The organism is Burkholderia sp. NLJ2 (genome assembly GCF_049487195.1).
Classification (GTDB): Bacteria; Pseudomonadota; Gammaproteobacteria; order Burkholderiales; family Burkholderiaceae; genus Burkholderia; species Burkholderia pyrrocinia.
Window position 1 is genome coordinate 338,521 of sequence record NZ_CP137810.1, and the last position, 21,434, is coordinate 359,954.

Sequence of the window (21,434 nt, forward strand, 5' to 3'; positions counted from 1 at the left end):
GTTTGTTTTCCAAGCAGAGGCGAGAATCGCGATGGCAAAGACGACAGGCGGAAAGAAAGCAACAGGCAAGGGCTCGACGGAGCCGACCAAGAAGGTCACAGCGGCCAAGTCTGCTTCTTCCACCAGGACAACGTCTTCAGCATCGTCAGCCCCTGCGGGAAAGAAAACCGCGGCCGGCACCGCTCAGGCTGCGCCGGCACCGGCAGCCAGAACACGGGCTGCCGCCAGACCCGACTCCGGGCCGGCCAAGCCGGCGGCGAAGCGGGCAAGTGCGAAAAGCGCAAGGGACACGACTGCCGCCGCGGACGAAACGGCAGTACGTACTACTCATGCACCCACGGTTCAACCGGCTGTCGTCCAGCAGCCGCGAGTCGATATAGCCGGTACGGCGAACTCCATGACCAAAAAGCTGAACGAAGTATCCGTCGAAGACGACGCAAATCAGAGCGACGAGCAGCCCGCAGCCGCGGCCGCGGCTGCACCGGGCAAATCCAAGGTGCGCGATCGTCGCGCCAAGGAAAAGGCGCTGCTGAAGGAAGCGTTCGCGACGAGCACGCCGGGCACGGCCGAGGAGCTCGAAGAGCGCCGCGTGAAGCTGCGCGCGCTGATCAAGCTCGGCAAGGAGCGCGGCTTCCTTACGTACGCCGAAATCAACGACCACCTGCCGGACAACTTCACCGAGACCGAAGCCCTCGAAGGCATCATCGGCACGTTCAACGACATGGGCGTGGCGGTCTACGAGCAGGCGCCGGACGCGGAAACGCTGCTCCTGAACGACAACGCGCCGGCCGCGTCGTCGGACGATGAAGTCGAAGAGGAAGCGGAAGTCGCGCTGTCCACCGTCGATTCGGAATTCGGCCGCACGACCGATCCGGTCCGGATGTACATGCGCGAAATGGGCACGGTCGAGCTGCTCACGCGCGAAGGCGAAATCGAGATCGCGAAGCGGATCGAGGACGGCCTGCGCCACATGGTGATGGCGATTTCCGCGTGCCCGACGACGATCGCCGACATCCTCGCGATGGCTGAGCGCGTCGCGAACGAAGAGATCCGCGTCGATGAGCTCGTCGACGGCCTGCTCGATCCGAATGCTTCGGACTCTGCCGATACGGATGGCTTCTCCGCGAAGGAAGCGGAAGCCATCGAGAACGAGGACGAGGAAGCCGAGGAGGAAGAGGAAGAAGAGGAAGAGGAGGAAGATGACGGTGCCGCACAGGCATCGGCCAACGCCGCCCAGCTCGAAGCCCTCAAGCGTGCCTCGCTCGACAAGTTCTCGCAAATCAGCGAGTGGTTCGACAAGATGCGCCGCGCGTTCGAAAAGGAAGGCTACAAGTCGAAGGCCTACCTGAAGGCGCAGGAAACGATCCAGACCGAACTGATGACGATCCGCTTCACCGCGCGTACCGTCGAACGCCTGTGCGACACGCTGCGTGCGCAGGTGGACGAAGTGCGTCAGGTCGAACGTCAGATCCTGCACATCGTCGTCGACAAGTGCGGCATGCCGCGTTCGGAATTCATCGCGCGCTTCCCGGGCAGCGAAACCGACCTCGACTGGTCCGAGAAGATCATGGCCGAAGGCCATTCGTACAGCGCGGTGCTGTCACGTAACGTTCCGGCGATCCGCGAACAGCAGCAGCGCCTGCTCGACCTGCAGGCGCGCGTCGTGCTGCCGCTGAAGGACCTGAAGGAAACCAACCGCCAGATGGCGGCCGGCGAACTGAAGGCACGCCAGGCGAAGCGAGAAATGACCGAGGCGAACCTGCGTCTCGTGATCTCGATCGCGAAGAAGTACACGAACCGCGGCCTGCAGTTCCTCGACCTGATCCAGGAAGGCAACATCGGCCTGATGAAGGCGGTGGACAAGTTCGAATACCGTCGCGGCTACAAGTTCTCGACCTATGCGACGTGGTGGATCCGTCAGGCCATCACACGCTCGATCGCCGACCAGGCGCGCACGATCCGTATTCCGGTTCACATGATCGAGACGATCAACAAGATGAACCGCATCTCGCGGCAGATCCTGCAGGAAACCGGTCTCGAGCCGGATCCGGCAACGCTCGCCGAGAAGATGGAAATGCCGGAAGACAAGATCCGCAAGATCATGAAGATCGCGAAGGAGCCGATCTCGATGGAAACGCCGATCGGTGACGACGACGATTCCCATCTCGGCGACTTCATCGAGGACAACAACACGGTCGCGCCGGCGGATGCCGCGCTGCATGCCAGCATGCGCGACGTCGTGAAGGACGTGCTCGATTCGCTGACGCCGCGCGAGGCGAAGGTGCTGCGGATGCGTTTCGGTATCGAGATGAGCACGGACCACACGCTCGAGGAAGTCGGCAAGCAGTTCGACGTCACGCGCGAGCGGATCCGTCAGATCGAGGCCAAGGCGCTGCGCAAGCTGCGTCACCCGAGCCGTTCCGACAAGCTGAAGTCGTTCCTCGAAGGGAACTGATTTCCAGCGTCTCTCCTGCGAACGCCACCGGCATCCGTGTGATGCCGGTGGCGTTTGTCCCCTTTGTTGTTACAATGCCGACCCGGCTTCTTTGCCGGGGCTGCGTGTAGCACGCTTCGTATCTCATCAGGGCTTGTAGCTCAGCGGTTAGAGCAGTCGACTCATAATCGATTGGTCGCGGGTTCGAACCCCGCCGGGCCCACCAGATTCGCTTCCAGGGTTATCCGAGGAAGTCACGAAACCCGCGATAGCCGCAAGGCGTCGCGGGTTTTTTTATTGCCTGGGGCGTTATATCAGCCGCTTGCCGTCCAGCCGCGCAGCGGCTTCCAGCAGATGCGCGCCGGCGGGTGTCAGCATCGGTCGCCGGCGCTCTCCGGCGAGCGGCTCCAGCGAGATGAGTTCGCAATCCAGCAGGGTATCGAGCTCGATACGGGTCATGTCGATCTGGTCGGGCACGCTGTGGATCAGCATCAGCGTCGCCAGTTCGTGCGGGCTCAGCATGGTCATTGACGGGACTCCATATGGAACGGCTGTCTAGCGCGACTTGACGAGCGTGATGGCGTGCTCGGGGCACGCCGACACGCACAGACCGCAAGCACGGCAAGCATCCGCGCGCGGCGCGTAGGCCACCTTCATGCCATGCACGCGCAGCTTGAATCGCTGCAATGGCCGGAGTTTCTGGTAATCGGCAGCCTCGATGCGACGGATGTCGAATACGTTCTCGGGGCAGATGACCGTGCAATCCGCCTTGCCTTCGCAACGGGCGAAGTCGACGGACGGCACGATGGCGCCGGGCGGCTGTTTGCAGGCGGCAGTTGCGCGCGGGTTCATACACCGGTCCCCTCGTTCGGGCGTGACGCAGACGTGGGTGCGTTGCGAAGCTGCTCGCGCTCCTGTGGCGTCATCCGTTGCCAGTGTTGCCACTGCTCCCATTGTTTGCGCTTGTGCCAACCGCCATGTCCACGGAATCCGCCGAACAGGATCCGGCAAAGCACCAGCAGACCGATCGCGCGCGGATAGTCGATCGTATGCGCGCCGACAACGAGTGCGGGCAGGATCCAGTTCCACAGACTCATGACGATCCAGCCCAGCAGCGCGATGATCAGCACGAGCAGCAACGCTTTGCTCAATAGTTTCCAGCGAAACGACATTTCAGTTCTCCTTCGGTTCAAATCTCGAGGTCGTCATAAGACGATTGCAGCCGCTTGCGCAGATGCAGCACGGCGTAACGCTTGCGCGCCAGCAGCGTGTTGACGCTGACCCCGGTAGCGGTCGCCATCTCCTTGAAGCTGACCCCGTCCAGTTCGTGCGCGATGAACACCTCACGCTGGTTCTCGGGCAGCTCGTCGAGTGCGGCGCGCAGTGTGTCGAGCAGCGTCGTGCGAGCATAAGCGGCGTCGGGTCCGGAATCGGGCGAGGGCAGCGCAAGATCCAGGCGGTACGCGCCTTCGCCGTCGTCCGTATCGAGCGCTTCGGGCAGCGGCACTTCCTTTTTCTTGCGGAAGCGGTCGACGATCCGGTTTCGCGCGACGCGGAACAGCCACGCACCGACCTGCTCGACGGGGGCCGGCAGTCGCCAGGTCTCGACCAGTTCCTCGAATACGTCCTGGAGGATGTCTTCGGCTTCGTCCGGATTGATGACGCGGCGTCGGATGAAATTGCGCAGCCTCGGGCGCTCGCGGGCGACGGCGTCGGCGATGTCACGGTCCTGCTCGGTCAGCTGGCTCGGGGTGGGCGGCGGTTCCATACCCGTGATGACGTTTCAGGAAGGCGAATATTGTCGGGCGGAAGGCCCGGTTGCGAAATTTTATTTATCGAGCGTCCGTCATGTCCGAAAGCCTGCGACGGTTGCATGCGTCGCGGAGGCTTCTCTGCGTGGTCGTGCGTGCTGATCGGTAAAATACGGCGACGGCGCCGCGCCGCGGGCAATCGAAGTATGCTGTAGCGCGGCCGATAACCGGCAAGCCCCGGGCGGACCACCGTGCGGCAAGAACAAACAACCTTCGCCCGGGAGTGGGGGCGGCCATCATGATCATGCTGCGTTCGTGGGGTGCGATTCTTTCGTTGCTGGCGCTCGTCGCGTGCGCGAGCCTGCCGCCGCAGGCCGACCGCGCGCCGACGCATGCGTTCGCCGACACGGAAAACACGCGGCTGGGCGTTGCGTTTCGCCAGCAGGCCGGCATGCATCCGGGGCAGGACGCGTTTCATCTGCTGACCGATCCGGTCGATGCGCTGGATGCGCGCGTGCTGCTTGCCGACCGTGCGGACCGCTCGCTGGATCTTCAGTACTACATCTGGCACGACGACCTGACTGGGCATGAACTGGCCGACGCGATCATTCGCGCGGCCGATCGCGGCGTGCGTGTCCGCGCGCTGCTCGACGATCTCGGCACGAACGCCGACGACCGCAAGCTGCTCGAGATCAGCTCGCATCCGAACATCGAGATCCGGCTGTTCAATCCGGTTGCCACGCGCACGTTCAAGAAGATCGGCACGGTGTTCGAGTTCTCGCGCGTCAACCGGCGCATGCACAACAAGGCGATGATCGCGGACAACCAGGCGGCGATCGTCGGCGGCCGCAATATCGGCGACGAATACTTCGGCGCCTCGTCGATGCTGGAGTTCGGCGATCTCGATGTCGTCGTCCACGGTCCGGTCGTGAAGGACATCTCGACGGAATTCGATACGTTCTGGAATTCCCCGTATGCGTATTCGATCGACGCACTGGTGGGGCACGAAGCGGCGCCGGGCGGGCTGGGCCGCGAGCGCGAACGGTTGCGCGACTACCTGAGGGCGATGGAGGACAATCCGTACGTGCTCGAAGCGAGGCAACGGCTCGACCGGATCGTTCATGGGCAGGGCACGGAATTGTCGTGGGGGCGCGCGACGGTGCTGTACGACGATCCGTCGAAGATCGCGCATTCGCCGAAGGACAGCGACGGGCACCTGATGCCGCAGTTGCGCGCGCTCGCATTGCAGCCCGAACATGACCTGCTGATCGTGTCGCCGTACTTCGTGCCGGGCAAGGCCGTCGTCGAGCGGCTGCGCGCGCTCTCGGCGCGCGGCGTGCGCGTGACCGTGCTGACCAATTCGCTCGCGTCGACCGACGTGGCGGCCGTGCATGCGGGCTACCGTCGCGACCGAAGCGATCTCGTGGCGGCCGGCGTGCGGCTTTACGAACGGCGGCCGTCGGGCGACAAGAGCATTTCGAAGCAGGTCATCATCGGATCGTCGCGTGCGTCGCTGCATGCGAAGACCTATGTGTTCGACCACAAGAGCATTTTCATCGGGTCGATGAACCTCGATCCGCGCTCGCTGAACCTCAATACGGAGATCGGCGTTTACTGCGAGAGTCCGGCGATTGCGGCGCAGGTTGCAAACGATCTGGAATCCCGACTCGATCGGATCGCGTGGCGTGTCGAGCCGAGGACCGATCCGGCGGGGAAAGGGCAGCTCAAGTGGGTTCAGACGGATTCGGACGGGACGGTCACCGAGCTCGACCACGAACCGGAAGTTTCGGTTGCGCGCCGGATGGAAGTCTGGTTTCTTGGGCTGTTTCCAATCGAATCGCAACTGTGAGCGACGATGCGGCGTGCGGCGCTCAGCTCCGCGAGCGGCTGAGTTTTTCGATGACGTCCGCGAACTGCATCGTCGCTGTCGCGACCGTCGCGTCGCTCAAGCCGGAATATCCGAGCACGAAGCCGTTGTACCGGCGGCCGTCGCCGACGGCGTAGCTGCTCAGCGGCTGAAGCAGCAGGCCGTGCGCGGACGCGGCGCGCGCGACTTCGGTGTCGTGCAGCGGCAGCGCGAGATCCGCCGACAGATGCATGCCGCCCGGGCTCTCCCGAACGCTCAACGCGGTGCCGAGGTGGCGGGCGAGGGCCGCTTCGAGGCTGCTGCGCCGCTCGGCGTACAGCGTCCTCATGCGGCGCAGGTGCCGCGCAAAGAGGCCGGTGTCGATGAATTCGGCCATCGCCAGTTGATCGGCCGAATGGCCGCGATGGACGAGTTCGCGCAGCGTTCGGGTGAAGCGGTCGACCAGGACCGGCGGTACCACCATGAAGCCGAGCCGGAGGGCGGGAAACATCGTCTTGCTGAACGTGCCGAGATAGCAGACCGGCGCGTCGGCGTCCAGGCCCTGGATCGCCGGGAGCGGCTGGCCGCCATGGCGGAATTCGCTGTCGTAGTCGTCCTCGATGATCCACGCACCGCATGCACGTGCGTGCTCGACGAGCGCCGCCCGTCGCCGCGGGCTCATCAGCGCGCCGAGCGGGTATTGGTGCGACGGCGTCGTATAGATCAGCCGGGGCGGCTTGTTGCGCCACTGTTCGTCGGTCGGCGCCATGCCTTCGTGGTCGACCTCGATCGGCACGATATTCAGGCCGGTCGAGCGGAATGCCGTCCGGGCGCCGTTATAGCAGGGGTTCTCGAGCCAGCCGAATTCGCCGGGATTCGCAAGCATGCGCGCACACAGCTCGAGGCTGCTCTGCGTGCCGTCGGTGATGAATACCTGGCCGGTCTCGCAGCGCACGCCTCGCGAGACGCGGATGTAGGCGGCCACGGCGCGCCGCAATTCGGGCAGCCCTTCGACCGGGCCATACGCGAGCTGGGCGGGTTTGACGGCTTTCCACGCGCGCTCGATGCAACGGCGCCACTGGGCGACGGGGAATTCGTCGAGCGACGGGAGACCGGGGACGAACGGCAGCATGCGCTCGGGTTCGGGATGGGCGTTCTCCAGGCCGTGCACGCGCTCGGACAGGTGAACCGGGGCCGGGCTGTCGTCATTACCGGCGCTCGATCGGCCGCATCCGTCCCACAGCGTGATCGTGCCGTTGCGCGTGGCCGCCACGAAGCCCTCCTCGGCAAGACGCTCGTACGCATAGACCGCGGAGTTGCGCGCAATCCCCAGCTCTGCCGCGAGCACGCGCGTCGACACGAGCCGCGTGCGGGGCGGAATCTGCCCGTCCAGCAGCATGTTGCGCAGGCTCCGGTACAGGGCTTCCTGCTGGCTGTGCCTTGTCGTGCCGTCCTGTCTGGAAAGCGACGAGATGAGCAGCGCGAGATCCATAGGCTGGTTCCAGAAATTTTCCTTGGGCTGGTTCTTTTTAAGAATCAACGCACATCGTATTGTTCACGTTCTCGTGGCGCAGGCCCGTGCCGGGCGATTCGCAGCGGATTGCCGGTACGTCGGACGATCGTTGCAATCGCGTATTTTGATCGATTTGGCGAGCGGCTGTCGATGAGTCGATCGATCGGCTGCTCACGCATCGATATCGTTCGATTCCGATTTGATTCATTTCGTAGTGCATAGATATATTCGACCGGATATCCGCGTCTTGCGAAAACGCGGGCCGATCGATGCGCGCCAGGCGGCGCGCGAACAGGAAAACGAAACATGAACGACCAGACCCTGAGCGCTCCCACATCCCGTACCACCATTCGCCGCCTGCCCGAACTGGCGAATCGCGATCGCACGATGCTCCACCGCATCGTGGACGATGCGTACGTCTGTCACATCGCGTTCGGCGACGGACGGGACACGCACTGCATCCCGACTGCGCACTGGAGAAGGGACGATGATCTCTATATTCACGGGTCCAACGGGAGCCGGATGATCAAGGCGTTGTCTGCGGGTGCGCAGGCGTCCGTGGCGATTACGCTGCTGGATGGGCTCGTGCTGGCCAAGTCGGCCTTCAGTCATTCGATGAATTATCGATCGGCGGTGATCTACGGGCAGTTCGACGTGGTGGATGGCAGCGCGGCAAAACTCGCAGCGATGGATGCCTTCATGGACAAGATCGCCGCGGGCCGAAAACATGAAGCCCGACCGGGTAATTCGAAGGAAATCAACGCAACCAGCGTGCTGCGGATGTCTCTTGCGGAGGCGGCCGTGAAAGTCAGCGATTCGCTGCCTTCAGACAAGGAGGAAGATCTCGCGCTCGCCGTATGGGCGGGGATCCTGCCGCTGAAGACGACGCGCGGTACGCCGGTTCATGCCGACGGAAACGGCGGCGTGCCCGTGCCGGACTACGTCCGGAACTGGGCCGATTGAGTTCGGCGGCAAGACCTGAAGGTTTCGACGAATACGGCCGCGCGCGCGATACCGGTACCTGCGGCCTTGCAGGCCGTGCGGTGTTCGAGCGACTCGTGCGGCGGATGCGACTCCGCGGGGTCTGGATGCGGCGCGGTCGCATCGTCGCGCCGTACGCGGAATGCAGAAAACCCGCGAGGGCGTCGAGGCCTTCGCGGGTTCTTTACGCAGTTGCATGCGATTCCGGGCGCACGAACGGCGCGCCCTGTAACCGCGTCGGTCATTGATCCATCAGCGCGCGAAATCCGACGTGCTCTGGATGAACGCGTTCAGCTTCGAGATGTTCACGCTGCCGAAGCCCGTCGTTGCGTCCCAGCCGGCCTTCGCCTTGTAGCCGTAGGTGCCGCTGCCGTTGTTGCCGGACGTGACGTCGTGCAGCAGTGCCGCGTTGGACGGGAAGTACTTGTAGATGCTCGACGCGGGGAACCCGAGCGCATTGTTGTTCGCCGACTGCAGCCGCGCCCAGATGCCCGTGAAGATCGGTGCGGCGAGGCTCGTGCCGCCTTCGTTGTTCAGGTAGCCCGAGCCCCACAGCGTGTCGGACGTCTGGCCGTTCACCACCAGAATCGCGCCGGTGCGCAGGTCGGCGTCGAAGCCGACGTCGGGCAGCGCGCGCTTGGTCGACCCGGTGAGGCTCGACGATTGCCACGACGGCGCGGCCTCGTACTTGCTGTATCCGCCGCCCGTCGACCACACGGTGCCCGGCTGCCAGCTCGGATCGTTCCAGACGATCTCGCTGTTGTACGCGTTGGTCGACGTGTTGGTGAACAGCGTCGTGCCGCCCACCGCGATCACGTACGGCGACGTCGCCGGTTCGCTCACCGTGTAGGTCGAGCGCGACGGCGTGCCGCTCGCGCATTCGTACGCGCCGTGGTCGCCCGCGGAGACGGAGAAGGTCTGCCCCTGCGCGACCGCCTGCTTGAAGATGGTGTCGTCGGTCGCTTGCGAGCCGGTGCTGTTTGCGGACGATTCGCACACGCCGAGCGACACGTTGATCACTTTCGCGACGTTGTCCGTCACCACCTTGTTGTACGCGGCCGTGATCGCCGTGAGCGTCATCGACGGCGCCGCGTAGAACACGACCTGCTTAACGCTGCCGCCGGCGGCGCCGACGATCGACTGGCTGTCGAGGTTCCACTCGACGGTGCCGGACGTATCGGTGTACGAACTGCCGGCCGGGCCGGTCTGCACGATGCTGCTGCTGATCGTGCCCAGGCCGTTGTTCGCGGCGAACGTATTGAGGTCGCTCACCGTCTGCGACAGGTCGCCTTCGGAGATGATGCCGACCGTGGTTTGCGAGGCCGTCGGCGTGCCGTCGCCGCCGTAGATCGACGAGAATTCGGTCGGGTTGTGCGGCACCGCCGACGCGCCGGCCGGGATCGTCAGGTTGCTGGTGTTGCCTTGCGGCTTGCCGACCGCGCCGGTATGCATCAGCTCGACGTTCTGCAGGCCGAGCACGGCACCCACGATGCCGCCGATCGCGTTCGGCACTTGCGCGGCGTCGGTATTCGCATAGACGCTGCGGCCGTTGCGCGTGAAGCGCTTGAGCGTCGTGCGGAACGCGGACTTGATGGTCGCCGCGGTGCCGGACGCGGACACCAGCAGGCGGTTCGGCGCGACCACGATGTTCACGAAACCTTCCTTGCGCAGGTGCGCGACGACGGACGCGACCTGCTGGTCGGTCGGCGCATATTGCGCGGCGAACTGCGCCGGCGTGAGGAACTGCCGGTAGTGCGGCGAGCCGGGCGTATGCAGGTCGCGCAGGGTCTGGTCGAGTTGCGCCTCGTTGCGCAGGTTCAGCCCGAGCACGATGTCCACCGATTCGCCGGGCGCCAGTTCGATGGCCGCGGCCGCGGCGGCAGCCGTGCTCGCGGCAGGTGCACCGGCCGCGCCGGCTTCGCTCTGCTGCACGAGCGGCAGGAACCCCTTGGTGCGCGTTTCCGTCCAGCCGGCCGCCGGCGCGGCGTGGGCGGTCGCCATGCCGAACGAAGCGGCCGCGGCGGCGGCGAATGCGAGCTTGACGATGCGAATGTGCTTTTGTTTCTTGTCTGCAACCTGATTCATTTGAATTACCCCTCCGGTTGAACATCGAACGGCACGAACAACAACGGTCGACAGCGGTGCGGGTCGTGCACCGCCGCTTTCTGTCGCGCTCGTGCGGTTGGCGCGGACGCGACAGGGCCTTTCACCCGATCCGGAAAGGTGGTTTCTCTCCGGGGGCGAAATACGGAAAATGCGGTAGTGGAAGGGCTGCGCCGCGATGCGGGGCAGCCGCGCGGACATGGCGCGGGCGGGATTGCTAGAGCAACAGCTTCGTTGTCCTGCTCATTTGATTCGATCCTTCGGCCCGCTGCCGGATGGCAGCCGTCCAATGAGTTGCATCGGGATGTTGCATGCGCCGGTGCGCGAACGACACGGTCGGCGGCGAGCACTTCGGTGCGACGGAAGCGAAAAAAACGTGATGCGGAATCGATTGCGTGGTGAACAATTCGTCCGATTGCTTGAAGCTGACGGTATCAAGAACGAAAGCGGAGTGTCAAACTTTTTTTGATTATATGAAACAAAATTAAATCGAATAAAGCGAAATGTTTTTGAAAAGATCGGCAGTATTTTGTAATTTTCAAAATCGCTTTCGCAGGTAATGCTGAATGAGATTCGCCGATCCTTTCCGATTTGTCATGTAATGGGCCGACCGTTATCGAGGAAGTGCTCGAATGGGCGGCGCTTCCGGTTGCTCGGCAACCCGAAGGTCGTCGACAAACCGGAACAGCCCGTCCACACAGTGAAGCAGGGCTTCGCGCGACGATGCGTCCGCTTCGGTGGCGAGCCCCCGGATCTCTTCGAGCCGGGTCTCGAGTTCCGCGAGTGGTGCGCGCATTGCGTTGCCACTGCCGGCGGCCGCGGTTGCCGCATCGAACGAAGTCAAGTGTTTCAGATGAATGGTCATCGCATTGAAGTCCTCAATGAATCGTGACATGTCGGTCAGGCAGCCGTCGCGGGAGACTGCGGGCGCGGAAAAATCGCCGGTCACGACGCGGCCGGCGCTGTCCGCCGCCGAGTCGAGCGACGCGAGCGTGCGGCGAATCAGCGTGAGCAGGTCGAACACGGCTGCGAGCAGGCAGGCGAACAGCGCCGTCGCGAACAACAGGAAAGTGGACGCGTTGCGGATCGTCGCGCCGGCCGTTGCGTCGTGCTGCAACGCAACCGGCTCGCGCCATGCGCAAATGAAGAAGGCAACGGTGCAGGCAATCAGCACGACGGCGATCGCGAGCAAGCCGAGCGCCAGCCCGATCTGCCGGCTCGGCTTCGACGGCACGGTCACTGCGCGCCCCGCAGCCGGTAGCCGACACCGCGCATCACTTCGGGCATGCCCGGCGCGCCGGCCTGTTCGAGCTTCCTGCGCAGCCTGCTGACGTGGCTGTCGACCGTGCGCTCCAGTGCACTCACATCGGCCATGCACGCATCGAGCAGTTCGCTTCGCGTGAAGACGCGGCTCGGCGATCTCGCCATGTGCGCGAGCAGCCGGAATTCGGTCAGCGTCAGCGCAATCGGCACCTCGGCCGATTCCGTCCGCACGCGCACCAGATAGCTTTCGGTGTCGATCTCCAGATCGCCGACGCGAAGCATACGCGCGGTCGGCGGCGGGCCCGCGCGGCGCAGGATCGCGCGAAGCCGCGCGACGACCTCGGCCGGGTTGAACGGCTTGACGACGTAGTCGTCCGCGCCGCCATGCAGTGCCTGCAGCCGGTCGAGGTCGCGGTCGAGCGCGGTAATGACGACGACCGGCGTATCGCAGCGCCGCCGAAGCTCGGCGAGCACGTCCCAGCCGTTCTTTTGCGGCATCTTCACGTCGAGCAGGATCAGGTCGGGCTTCAGGTGCGATTGAACGTCGAGCACCGCTTGCCCGTCCGCGACGCGGCAGGTGCGAAAACCGTCGTGCTTCAGGTACGCGTCGAGGATGTCGGAGATCTCGGGTTCGTCTTCTGCAATCAGTATCAGGGAGTTCGTCATTGGGTTTGCCGTGCGATGTCGAACCATCGGAGCAGCCCGTTGCCGGGCTGAATCGCGCTGCGCCATTCCGCGTGCTGCCGCGGAGGGCGCAGCGCCCGTCGTTCAGTTCTGCACCACGCTCGTCGAAGGCGCGACGTCCTGTTCCGTCAGGCCGCCGCCGAGCGCCTTGTACAGCGCGACGGCATTGCCGAGCTCGCTGCGACGCAGGTCGAGCAGCGCCTGCCGTGCCGAATAGAGCTGCCGCTGCGAATCCAGCAACTCGAGCCGACCCTCGACGCCCGCGCGATAACGCAGGTTCGACAGGTCGGTGCGGCGTTCGGCCGAGCTGACCACGCGCGTCTGCGCTTCGATCTGGCGGCCGAAGGTTTCGCGCCCGGCGAGACCATCGGCCACTTCGCGGAACGCGGTCTGGATCGCGCGTTCGTATTCGGCCACCGCGCTGGACTTGCGCACTTCCGCGAGGCGCAGCTCGGAGCGCAGCCGGCCGCCCTGGAAGATCGGCACCGTGACCTGCGGCGCGAAGCTCCACACGTTCTGGCCGCCGGCGAACAGGCTGCCCATCGCCGGGCTGAGGAAGCCGATCGACGACGTCAGCGACAGGCGCGGGAAGAACGCGGCGCGGGCGGCGCCGATGTCCGCATTCGCGGCGACGAGGTTCTGTTCGGCCTGCTGGATGTCCGGGCGGCGGAACAGCAGCTCGGACGGCAGCCCGGCCGGCAGTTGCGTCATCACCGGCTGCTGCTGCAGCGGCAGCGCGTCGGGCAGATCCTTCGGCGGCTCGGTGCCGAGCAGCAGGCGCAGCGCGTTGCGCGCCTGCTCGACGGCGCGCGTGCGCGCCTCCAGATCGGCGGTGGCGCTCGCGACCTGGCCTTCGGCCTGCGCGATGTCGACACCGCTCGCCTGATGCGCTTCCTTGAGGCGGCGCGCGAGATCGAGCGACTGTTGCCAGTCGCCGAGCGTGCGTTCGGACAAGCGACGCTGCTCCTGCGCGAGGCGTTCCGCGAAATACGCGTCCGCCACCGCGCCGACGAGCGAAATCTGCACCGCGCGGCGGCCGTGATCGGTTGCGACGTAGCGTGCGAATGCCGCATCCGACTGCGACTTCACGCGGCCGAACAGGTCGATCTCGAACGCGCTGATGCCGACGTTCACGCCGTACTGGTTCTGCGTCGTTTCGAACACTGGCGGGTTCGACTGCGGGTCGGCCGCCGTGCGCTGGCGCGTGAAGTTCGCGCCCGCGCCGATGGACGGCAGGCGCGCCGAGCGCTGGATGCCGTACTGCGCTTCGGCGGCGTCGACATTCAGCGCCGCGAGGCGCAGGTCGCGATTGTTGTCGAGTGCGATCTCGATCAGGCGCTGCAGGCGGCGGTCGCCGAACATCGTGCGCCAGCCGAGATCGGCCGCATTGGCTTGCCGGTCGGCGGCAGCGGCAGCCGTGTAGGCCGTCGGCACCGGCATGTCAGGCTTGACCAGCGTCGGCGCCAGCGAGCATGCCGACAGGGCAAGGACGAGGGGGAGAACAAGCAATCGCATGGCATCAACCTTCTTGTTCGTGGTGTGCAGCGGCAGGTTTCCGGCGGGAGGCCCGCCACGCGGAGACGCGCTCCTGGATACTCATCACGAACACAAAGAAAACAGGGACGAAGAAAACGGCCAGCACGGTGGCGGTCACCATGCCGCCGAACACACCGGTACCGATCGCGTGCTGCGTCTCGGCGCTTGCGCCGGTCGCGATCATCAGCGGTACGACGCCGAGGCCGAACGCGAGCGAGGTCATCAGGATCGGGCGCAGGCGCAGCTTCGACGCTTGCACGGCTGCTTCGATCAACCCCTTGCCTTCCTCGCGCAACTGCTTCGCGAATTCGACGATCAGGATTGCGTTCTTGGCGGACAGGCCGATCACGGTGATCATCCCGACCTTGAAGAACACGTCGTTCGGCAATCCGCGCAGCAGCACCGCGCCGATCGCACCGATCAGGCCGAGCGGCACCACCAGCATCACCGACAGCGGAATCGACCAGCTCTCGTACAGCGCGGCCAGCACCAGGAACACGACGATCATCGACAGCACCATCAGCATCGGCGCCTCCGACGCCGACTGGCGTTCCTGCAGCGACTGCCCGGTCCATTCGACCGCGAAGCCGGGCGGCAATTGCGCGGCGAGACGCTCCATCTCGGCCATGGCCGCGCCGCTCGACTGGCCGGGTGCGGCGCCGCCCGAAATACGCGCGGACGGGTAGCCCTGGAAGCGCACCATCTGCAGCGGCGTCTCGGTCCAGACCGGGCGGACCATTTCGGACAGCGGGACCATACCGCCGGCCGCGTTGCGCACATAGAGCTTCATCACGTTGTCGATCTGCATGCGCGCGGGCGCATCGGCCTGGATGATCACCTGCTGCATGCGGCCCGCGTTCGGAAAGTCGTTCACGTAGGTCGAGCCCATCGCGGTCGACAGCGTGTCGCTGAGCGTCGTGAACGACACGCCGAGCGCTTGCGCCTTCGCACGGTCGATCTCCAGGCGCACGCTCGTGCCGGCCGGCAGGCTGTCCGGATACACGCCCGTCACGATCCTGCTTTGCGCGGCCAGTCCGAGCAGCTTCGCTTCAGCCGCCTTGAGCGCGGCCTCGCCCTGGTTGGCGCGGTCTTCGAGGCGCATCGTGAAGCCCGAGCTGTTGCCCATTTCGTCGATCGCCGGCGGCAGCAGGCTCATCACCGCGCCTTCGGTCACGCCGGCCATCGCCCGCTGGGCGAGCATGCTTTCCTCGAGCGTCGACGAGCCGCCGCGGTTCTTCCAGTCCTTGAGCACCGCCCAGCTCAGCGCGGCGTTCGAGCCCTGGCCGGAGAAGCCGTAGCCCATCACGGAAATGTTCGACTGGATCGCCGCGCGCGAAGCAAGATGCTTCTCCAGCTTCCTGACCACGTCATGCGTGCGCTCGGTGGTTGCGTCCGCAGGCAGCAGGAAGCTGGTCATGAAGTAGCCCTGGTCCTCGTCGGGCAGGAACGACGACGGCAGGTTCCTGAAGCCGAACACCAGCGCGCCCGCGATCGCGACAAACAGCAGCATCACGCGACCCGTGCGGCCGACCAGGCGGCCGACACGCGTCTCGTACCATTTCGTCAGGCGGTCGAAGCGGCGGTTGAACCAGCCGAAGAAGCCGCGCTTCTCGTGATGGCCCGGTTCGACCGGCTTGAGCATCGTCGCGCACAGGGCCGGCGTGAGCGTCAGCGCGAGCAGCGCCGAGAACAGGATCGACACGGCCATCGACAGCGTGAACTGCTTGTAGATCACGCCGACCGAGCCGCTCGACATGGCCATCGGGATGAACACGGCGGTCAGGACGAGCGTGATGCCGACGATGGCGCCCGTGATTTCCTTCATCGCCTTCGACGTCGCGTCCTTCGGCGACAGGCCTTCCTCCGCCATCAGGCGCTCGACGTTCTCGACGACGACGATCGCGTCGTCGACGATGATGCCGATTGCGAGCACCATGCCGAACATCGTCAGCACGTTGATCGAGAAGCCTGTCATCGCCATGATCGTGAACGTGCCGAGCATCGCGACCGGCGCGACGATGGCCGGAATCAGCGTGTAGCGCACGTTTTGCAGGAACAGGTACATCACGAGGAACACGAGCACCATCGCCTCGATCAGCGTGTTCAGCACTTTCTCGATCGAGATCTTCACGAACGGCGACGTATCGAACGGAATCGAGTAGGTCATGCCCGACGGCATCGCCTTGCTCAGCTCGGCCATCCGCGTACGCACGGCATCGGCGGTCTTCACCGCATTCGCGCCCGGCGAGAGCAGCACGCCGGCGAGGGTGGCCGGCTTGCCGTTCTCGCGGTTCACGAAGCCGTAACCCTGCGAGCCGAGCTCGACGCGGGCGACGTCGCCGAGCACGACCCTGGAGCCGTCCGCGTTCGCGCGCAGCACGACGGCCGCGAACTCTTCCGGCGTCGTGAGCTGGCCCTGGACGGTGAGCGGCACGCTCACGCGCTGGCCCGGCAGCGCGGGCGACGCGCCGAGGCTGCCCGGCGCGATCTGTACGTTCTGCTGACCGATCGCGGTCGTCAGGTCGCTCATCGACAGGCCGTAGTTGATCAGCTTCTGCGGATTTACCCAGACGCGCATCGCGCGTTCGGAGCCGAACAGCTGCACGCGGCCCACGCCGTCGATCCGGCGCAGTTCCTCGGCCACGCTGCGCGACATGTAATCGCTGAGCGCGCCTTCGTCGAAGCGGCCGTTGTCGGAACGCAGGCCAACGAGCATCAGGAAGCCCGACGACGCGGATTCCACGATCACGCCGTTCTGGCGCACGACCGACGGCAGACGCGGCTCGACGGTCTTGAGCTTGTTCTGCACGTCGACCTGCGCCATCGCCGGATCGGTGCCGGGCTTGAACGTCACCGTGATCTGCGCGCTGCCGGACGTGTCGGCCGACGATTCGAAGTAAAGCAGGTTCTTGACGCCGGACAGTTCGCGTTCGATGAGGCTCAGCACGCCGTCGTTCATCGTCTGCGGCGTGGAGCCGGGGTAGCTTGCGGTAATCGTGACGGTCGGCGGCGCGACCGACGGATAGCGCGCGATCGGCAGTTGCGGGATCGCGATCAGCCCCATCAGGATGATGAAGAGGGCGATCACCCACGCAAAGACCGGGCGGCGGATAAAGAATTCAGCCATGACTGAAGGCTCCCTGTGACTCAGTGCGCGGACGCGGTGGTGGCCGCGTCAGGCGACTTCCAGTCGGTCGCGGCGGTCGGTGCGCCGTCGATCAGGCGTTCCATGCCTTCGACGACGATCTTCTGCCCGGCCTGCAGGCCCGACTTGATGCGATAGCTGCGGTTCGTCAGCTCGCCGACTTCGACGGCCTTCAGATGCGCGGTGCCCTTCGCGTCGAGCACCCAGACCTGCGGTTTGCCGCCAGCGCGCACGACTGCCTGCTGCGGCACCGTCAGCGCGTTCGCATAGTGGGCGCGCGGAATGCGGGCGCGCACGTACATGCCCGGCAGCAGCTGGCGCTTCGGGTTGTCGACCAGCACGCGCACCAGCACGTCGCCGGTGCCCGGGTCGACGTTGACGCCCGAGAACAGCATGCGGCCCTTCACGTCGTAGCGCGTATCGTCTCCGCGCAGCACGTCGACCGGCAGGCCGTTGCCCGTTGCGCCCGGCTGCGACGCGAGCGCGCCGCGCAGCGATTCGAGCGACGCGGCCGGCTGGCGCACGTCCACGTAGACCTGATCGATCTGCTGGATGCGCGCCATCGGCTGGCTGTCGGTGCTGGCGACCAGCGCCCCTTCGGTCACGAGCGCCTGGTCGATGCGGCCGGCGATCGGGGCTTCCACCGTCGCGAATTTCAGGTCGAGCTGGCGGCGCGCGAGCGTCGCGCGGGCCTGGGCCACGTCGGCGGCCGCCTGGTCGCGCTGCGACACGGCGTCGTCGTACACCTGGCGGCTGATCGCATCGGCTTCGACGAGCGGCTTGAAGCGCGCCGTCTGCACCTTCGCGCGCTCGAGCGCGGCCTGCGCGCGCTGCAGCGACGCCGCGGCCGTATCCATGTCCGCCTTGAACGGCGCCGGATTGATCTGGAACAGCGGCTGGCCCGCGCGCACTTCGCTGCCTTGCTCGAACAGCCGCCGTTGCACGATGCCGCTGACCTGCGGCCGGATCTCGGCGGTCCGCACGGCCGCGACGCGGCCCGGCAGGTCTTCGGTCACGTCGAGGCGCGAGGCTGCCAGGGTCATCGCCGCAACCGGGGTGGCCGGTGCGGCGGCCTGCTGCCCGGCGGGCCCGCAACCCGCCAGCATCGCCGCCACCAGCGCGCATACGGCGCCGTAGCAGCATCGTTTCTGATTCTTCATAGCGACTCCAGGAAGCGCAGGCAGCCCACTGCCTGCTTTGACGGGGTGGAGTTTGCGTCGAATAGTTGGCGTCTTTGATGCGGAAAGATGGAGATTCGATGGAGCGGGAGAAAGGCGCGGAAAAGAAGATGTCGGCAGGCCTTGCCATGCTCCGATGAGTGGGCGCGGCGCTGTATTGTTCCCGGCTGTTTCGCGCGGTGCCGCCAACATTGCGTGTGCAGGCCCCGTCAACGAGGATCGAGCTCGATGTGATCGACAACGACAAGCTCGGCAATGAAGTGCCCGCGCGCGGATGAACGCGGGGCTCGTCGACGAAGACAACCTCGACGACTCGAGTACGGGTGTGCCGTTGGGTGACCTGTTCGCGAGGCTTCAGGCGCGCCGGCCGTTAACCGAAGACAGGGTGGTCACGCGCGGCGACGCGTGCCTGCCCAATTTCATGGTCGACGGCGGCCGCTACTCCGGCTTCATCGATTGCGGTCGTCTGGGCGTGGCCGATCGCTATCAGGATCTGGCTCTGGCGGCGCGCGATATCGAAGCGGATCCCGGCAGCGAATGGCGCGCCATTGTTCGCGCGGTACGGGAGGTTCGATCGTAGCCGCGCTACTGTTCTGCGCCGGCATGTCGCAACGCATCCGCGGCTTCCGTGTTGTCGTGCGTCAGCGCGAGCCGCAGCAGCGACTGGCCGCGCCGATCGACATGGTTCGGATTCGCGCCATGCGCAACGAGCAGCGGAATCAGCTCGAAGCGATTGAACAGCGTCGCGAACCCCAGCGCGGTTTCGCCGGCGCCGTTCGTCTGGTCGATCGGGCAACGCGTATCGATCAGGCGCCGCGCGATGTCGGGTTCGTTCTTGAAGAGGGCGCCCATCAGCGCCGTGTTGCCGTGGCGATCGCCGGCGCATGCATTGGCGCCGGCCGACAGCAGGTAGTCGAGCGCGGCGGGCTGGCCGTCGTAGGACGCGAGTATCACGGCCGTATAGCCGCGGCCGTTGGTGGCGTCGAGCGGATAGCCGGCATCGTGCAATCCACGCAGGATATCGACGCGTCCGACGCGGGCGGCGTCGAACCAGTCGCCGTCATAGCGGCGCAGCGCGGCGGGATCGGCCCTGGAATACGCCGGTTGGTCGGGAAGGTGCGCGCAGCCGGCGATCGCGGCCAGCGCCAGGGCCGTTGCGGTCGCGCGGATCGTGCGTGTCAGGCGTTCTGATCGCATGGGGATGTCCTGATGTGGAGATAAGGCCGACGTGCGCGGCGCAACCCCGCACGTCGACGGCGACCGGAGTCGCGGGATCAGTTCTCGTTCAGCTTCGCCGCGAGCGACTGCACCTGCTGAACGTTCGCGTGGACGGCTTGCGCGAGACGCGTACCGTAGTCGGCGTCGGCCTTGTAGAAGTACGACAGCATCGCGTACTGGTTGCGCGCGTTCGTCACCTTGCCGAGATCGCCGGACAGCGCGGTGATCAGGTCATCCTTGTCCTGCTGCGACAGGCCGCGGTAGTACTCGCCCGCCTGACGGAACAGCAGCTTCTTGCGGATCGCTTCCTGTTGCGTCGTTCCGGCGAGCGCCGTGCGGACGGACTTGTACTGCGGATCCGGCGCGAGCTCGTGCAGCGTCGACGGCTCGTAGTTCACCTCGCCCTTGCGGTCGCCGGCATTCATCTTGCCGTCCTGGTTGTTGTTGACCACCGGCACGACGGGCCGGTTGATCGGCAGGTCCATGTAGTTCGAGCCGAGCCGGTACAGCTGCGTGTCGGCATACGCGAACAGGCGATCCTGCAGCATCCGGTCTTCGGACGGTTCGATGCCCGGCACGAGCCGCGACGGCGCGAACGCCGATTCCTCGGTCGACTGGAAGTAGTTGTCGGGCACGCGATTCAGCGTCATCGTGCCGATCTTGCGTTCGGGGACACCGGTCCAGACCTTCGTGTCGTCCAGTGCATCGAAGTCGAAACGGTTCAAGTCCTTCGGCGTGAGCACCTGCACGTACAGATCCCACTTCGGGTAGTCGCCTTGCTTCAGCGCGCCGTACAGGTCGTTCGTCATCATGTTCCAGTCGCGCCCGATCGACGCGGCAATGTCCTGCGGACGCAGGCCGTGCACGCCTTGCTGGCTTTTCCAGTGGAACTTCACGTAGTGCACGTCGCCGTGCGCATTGACGAACTTGAATGCATGCACCGCGAAGCCGTCCATGCGGCGATACGAATCGGGCATGCCGGCATTCGTGTACAGCATCGTCAGCATGTGCGTCGCTTCGGGCGTGTTCGCGAAGAAGTCGAATGCGAGGTTCGGGTCCTGCACGCCGGTTACGGCGCTCGGCTTGTTCGCGTGCACGAAGTCGGGGAACTTGATGCCGTCGCGAATGAAGAACACGGGCCAGTTGATGCCGACCATGTCCCAGTTGCCCTGCTGCGTATAGAACTTCACCGCGAAGCCGCGCGGATCGCGCGCCTGTTCGGGCGAGCCGCGCGAGCCCATCACGGTGGAGAACCGCACGAACACCGGCGTGCGGGTGCCCGGCGTGAAGACCTTCGCTTTCGTCAGGTCCGAGATGTCTGCGGTCGGCACGAACTCGCCGAATGCGCCGGTGCCGCGCGCATGCACGACACGTTCGGGAATGCGCTCGCGATCGAAGCGCTGCAGTTTCTCGATGAGCGCGGAGTCCTGCAGGAGCACGGGGCCGGCAGGGCCGGCCGTCTGCGAATTCTGGTTGTCGCCGACGGGCGCGCCGCTGTCGCGGGTGAGTTCGGCGGCATGGGGAGAAGCGGAGAGTGCAACGCAGATCGCGGCGACTGCGTGCCGCAGCACGCGATGGGAGGATGAGGACATGACGATGGAACTCCTTGAATCCGATCGGTGGTGGGGAAGCCGACTGAATTAGAAGAGATCGTCAGACGAATGGCTAATTGATATTGGATATGTTTTCGATAGCCGCGGCGTCGGTGCGGGGCGGGCCCGGTCGATGCGGGAGGAGAGAACATATTGTTGCGCGCGCAATGAGTCGTTGCGTTGCGAATGA

General features: G+C 65.3%; 16 protein-coding genes, 1 tRNA gene and 1 pseudogene. 5 read left to right on the forward strand and 13 right to left on the reverse strand.

Translation table 11 applies throughout. From position 1 onward, the window contains the following. Positions 1–31 precede the first annotated feature (31 nt). The gene (rpoD, locus tag R9B84_RS23905) at positions 32–2,455 is read left to right on the forward strand and encodes an RNA polymerase sigma factor RpoD (protein ID WP_423762535.1); all 2,424 of its coding nucleotides are present in this window, start codon (positions 32–34) and stop codon (positions 2,453–2,455) included. 129 nt (positions 2,456–2,584) lie between these two features. Next, positions 2,585–2,660, forward strand: a tRNA-Ile gene (locus R9B84_RS23910). Between the two features lie 83 nt (positions 2,661–2,743). Here the strand turns inward: R9B84_RS23910 and R9B84_RS23915 are convergent. Genes R9B84_RS23915 through R9B84_RS23930 form a run of 4 tightly spaced genes read right to left on the reverse strand, consistent with a single transcriptional unit; the run spans position 2,744 to position 4,202 of the window. Further along, positions 2,744–2,962 (reverse strand): hypothetical protein, encoded by a 219-nt coding sequence (locus R9B84_RS23915; RefSeq protein WP_262544096.1) that lies wholly within the window; start codon positions 2,960–2,962, stop codon positions 2,744–2,746. A 27-nt stretch (positions 2,963–2,989) separates the two neighbouring features. Next, entirely contained in the window at positions 2,990–3,286 is a 297-nt protein-coding gene (locus R9B84_RS23920; RefSeq protein WP_423762536.1) for a 4Fe-4S dicluster domain-containing protein, read from the reverse strand. Then, entirely contained in the window at positions 3,283–3,606 is a 324-nt protein-coding gene (locus R9B84_RS23925; protein WP_423762537.1) for a hypothetical protein, read from the reverse strand. The genes R9B84_RS23920 and R9B84_RS23925 overlap by 4 nt, the downstream gene beginning before the upstream one ends. A gap of 17 nt (positions 3,607–3,623) precedes the next feature. Then, the gene (locus R9B84_RS23930) at positions 3,624–4,202 is read right to left on the reverse strand and encodes an RNA polymerase sigma factor (RefSeq protein ID WP_423762538.1); all 579 of its coding nucleotides are present in this window, start codon (positions 4,200–4,202) and stop codon (positions 3,624–3,626) included. A 281-nt stretch (positions 4,203–4,483) separates the two neighbouring features. Between R9B84_RS23930 and R9B84_RS23935 the strand changes: the two genes are divergently transcribed. Further along, entirely contained in the window at positions 4,484–6,034 is a 1,551-nt protein-coding gene (locus R9B84_RS23935; RefSeq protein ID WP_423762539.1) for a phospholipase D family protein, read from the forward strand. A 22-nt stretch (positions 6,035–6,056) separates the two neighbouring features. On the opposite strand, the gene R9B84_RS23940 is transcribed toward R9B84_RS23935, so the two are convergent. Continuing rightward, positions 6,057–7,523, reverse strand: a complete 1,467-nt coding sequence (locus R9B84_RS23940; RefSeq protein ID WP_423762540.1) for a PLP-dependent aminotransferase family protein — start codon at positions 7,521–7,523, stop codon at positions 6,057–6,059. Positions 7,524–7,850: 327 nt separating this feature from the next. On the opposite strand from R9B84_RS23940, the gene R9B84_RS23945 reads away from it, so the two are divergent. Next, on the forward strand, positions 7,851–8,507 hold the full coding sequence (locus R9B84_RS23945) for a pyridoxamine 5'-phosphate oxidase family protein (protein ID WP_423762541.1): 657 nt from the start codon (positions 7,851–7,853) through the stop codon (positions 8,505–8,507). Between the two features lie 270 nt (positions 8,508–8,777). Here R9B84_RS23945 and R9B84_RS23950 read toward each other — a convergent pair whose 3' ends face one another. From R9B84_RS23950 to R9B84_RS23975, 6 genes are all read right to left on the reverse strand, one after another. Beyond that, on the reverse strand, positions 8,778–10,610 hold the full coding sequence (locus R9B84_RS23950; protein WP_423762542.1) for a S53 family peptidase: 1,833 nt from the start codon (positions 10,608–10,610) through the stop codon (positions 8,778–8,780). Positions 10,611–11,241: 631 nt separating this feature from the next. Next, complete coding sequence (locus tag R9B84_RS23955; RefSeq protein ID WP_423762543.1) at positions 11,242–11,820, reverse strand: histidine kinase; 579 nt, start codon at positions 11,818–11,820, stop codon at positions 11,242–11,244. 44 nt (positions 11,821–11,864) lie between these two features. Then, the gene (locus R9B84_RS23960; RefSeq protein ID WP_423762544.1) at positions 11,865–12,557 is read right to left on the reverse strand and encodes a response regulator; all 693 of its coding nucleotides are present in this window, start codon (positions 12,555–12,557) and stop codon (positions 11,865–11,867) included. Positions 12,558–12,659: 102 nt separating this feature from the next. Then, the gene (locus tag R9B84_RS23965; protein WP_423762545.1) at positions 12,660–14,090 is read right to left on the reverse strand and encodes an efflux transporter outer membrane subunit; all 1,431 of its coding nucleotides are present in this window, start codon (positions 14,088–14,090) and stop codon (positions 12,660–12,662) included. A 4-nt stretch (positions 14,091–14,094) separates the two neighbouring features. Then, a complete protein-coding gene (locus tag R9B84_RS23970) occupies positions 14,095–17,238 on the reverse strand; it encodes a multidrug efflux RND transporter permease subunit (protein WP_423762546.1) in 3,144 nt (1,047 codons plus the stop codon). Positions 17,239–17,258: 20 nt separating this feature from the next. Further along, positions 17,259–18,416, reverse strand: coding sequence for an efflux RND transporter periplasmic adaptor subunit (locus tag R9B84_RS23975; protein ID WP_423762547.1), 1,158 nt, complete (start codon positions 18,414–18,416; stop codon positions 17,259–17,261). A 280-nt stretch (positions 18,417–18,696) separates the two neighbouring features. On the opposite strand from R9B84_RS23975, the pseudogene R9B84_RS23980 reads away from it, so the two are divergent. Continuing rightward, positions 18,697–18,975, forward strand: a pseudogene (locus R9B84_RS23980) (phosphotransferase); the annotation flags it as partial. A 44-nt stretch (positions 18,976–19,019) separates the two neighbouring features. Here R9B84_RS23980 and R9B84_RS23985 read toward each other — a convergent pair. Further along, a complete protein-coding gene (locus tag R9B84_RS23985) occupies positions 19,020–19,631 on the reverse strand; it encodes an ankyrin repeat domain-containing protein (protein ID WP_423762548.1) in 612 nt (203 codons plus the stop codon). Positions 19,632–19,708: 77 nt separating this feature from the next. Beyond that, complete coding sequence (locus R9B84_RS23990; protein ID WP_423762549.1) at positions 19,709–21,244, reverse strand: catalase; 1,536 nt, start codon at positions 21,242–21,244, stop codon at positions 19,709–19,711. Positions 21,245–21,434 lie beyond the last annotated feature (190 nt).

Coding starts and splice junctions, on each gene's coding strand:
- rpoD (WP_423762535.1), top strand. CDS start 32: ATGGCAAAGACGACAGGCGGAAAGAAAGCAACAGGCAAGGGCTCGACG.
- R9B84_RS23915 (WP_262544096.1), bottom strand. CDS start 2,962: ATGACCATGCTGAGCCCGCACGAACTGGCGACGCTGATGCTGATCCAC.
- R9B84_RS23920 (WP_423762536.1), bottom strand. CDS start 3,286: ATGAACCCGCGCGCAACTGCCGCCTGCAAACAGCCGCCCGGCGCCATC.
- R9B84_RS23925 (WP_423762537.1), bottom strand. CDS start 3,606: ATGTCGTTTCGCTGGAAACTATTGAGCAAAGCGTTGCTGCTCGTGCTG.
- R9B84_RS23930 (WP_423762538.1), bottom strand. CDS start 4,202: ATGGAACCGCCGCCCACCCCGAGCCAGCTGACCGAGCAGGACCGTGAC.
- R9B84_RS23935 (WP_423762539.1), top strand. CDS start 4,484: ATGATCATGCTGCGTTCGTGGGGTGCGATTCTTTCGTTGCTGGCGCTC.
- R9B84_RS23940 (WP_423762540.1), bottom strand. CDS start 7,523: ATGGATCTCGCGCTGCTCATCTCGTCGCTTTCCAGACAGGACGGCACG.
- R9B84_RS23945 (WP_423762541.1), top strand. CDS start 7,851: ATGAACGACCAGACCCTGAGCGCTCCCACATCCCGTACCACCATTCGC.
- R9B84_RS23950 (WP_423762542.1), bottom strand. CDS start 10,610: ATGAATCAGGTTGCAGACAAGAAACAAAAGCACATTCGCATCGTCAAG.
- R9B84_RS23960 (WP_423762544.1), bottom strand. CDS start 12,557: ATGACGAACTCCCTGATACTGATTGCAGAAGACGAACCCGAGATCTCC.
- R9B84_RS23965 (WP_423762545.1), bottom strand. CDS start 14,090: ATGCGATTGCTTGTTCTCCCCCTCGTCCTTGCCCTGTCGGCATGCTCG.
- R9B84_RS23970 (WP_423762546.1), bottom strand. CDS start 17,238: ATGGCTGAATTCTTTATCCGCCGCCCGGTCTTTGCGTGGGTGATCGCC.
- R9B84_RS23975 (WP_423762547.1), bottom strand. CDS start 18,416: ATGAAGAATCAGAAACGATGCTGCTACGGCGCCGTATGCGCGCTGGTG.
- R9B84_RS23985 (WP_423762548.1), bottom strand. CDS start 19,631: ATGCGATCAGAACGCCTGACACGCACGATCCGCGCGACCGCAACGGCC.
- R9B84_RS23990 (WP_423762549.1), bottom strand. CDS start 21,244: ATGTCCTCATCCTCCCATCGCGTGCTGCGGCACGCAGTCGCCGCGATC.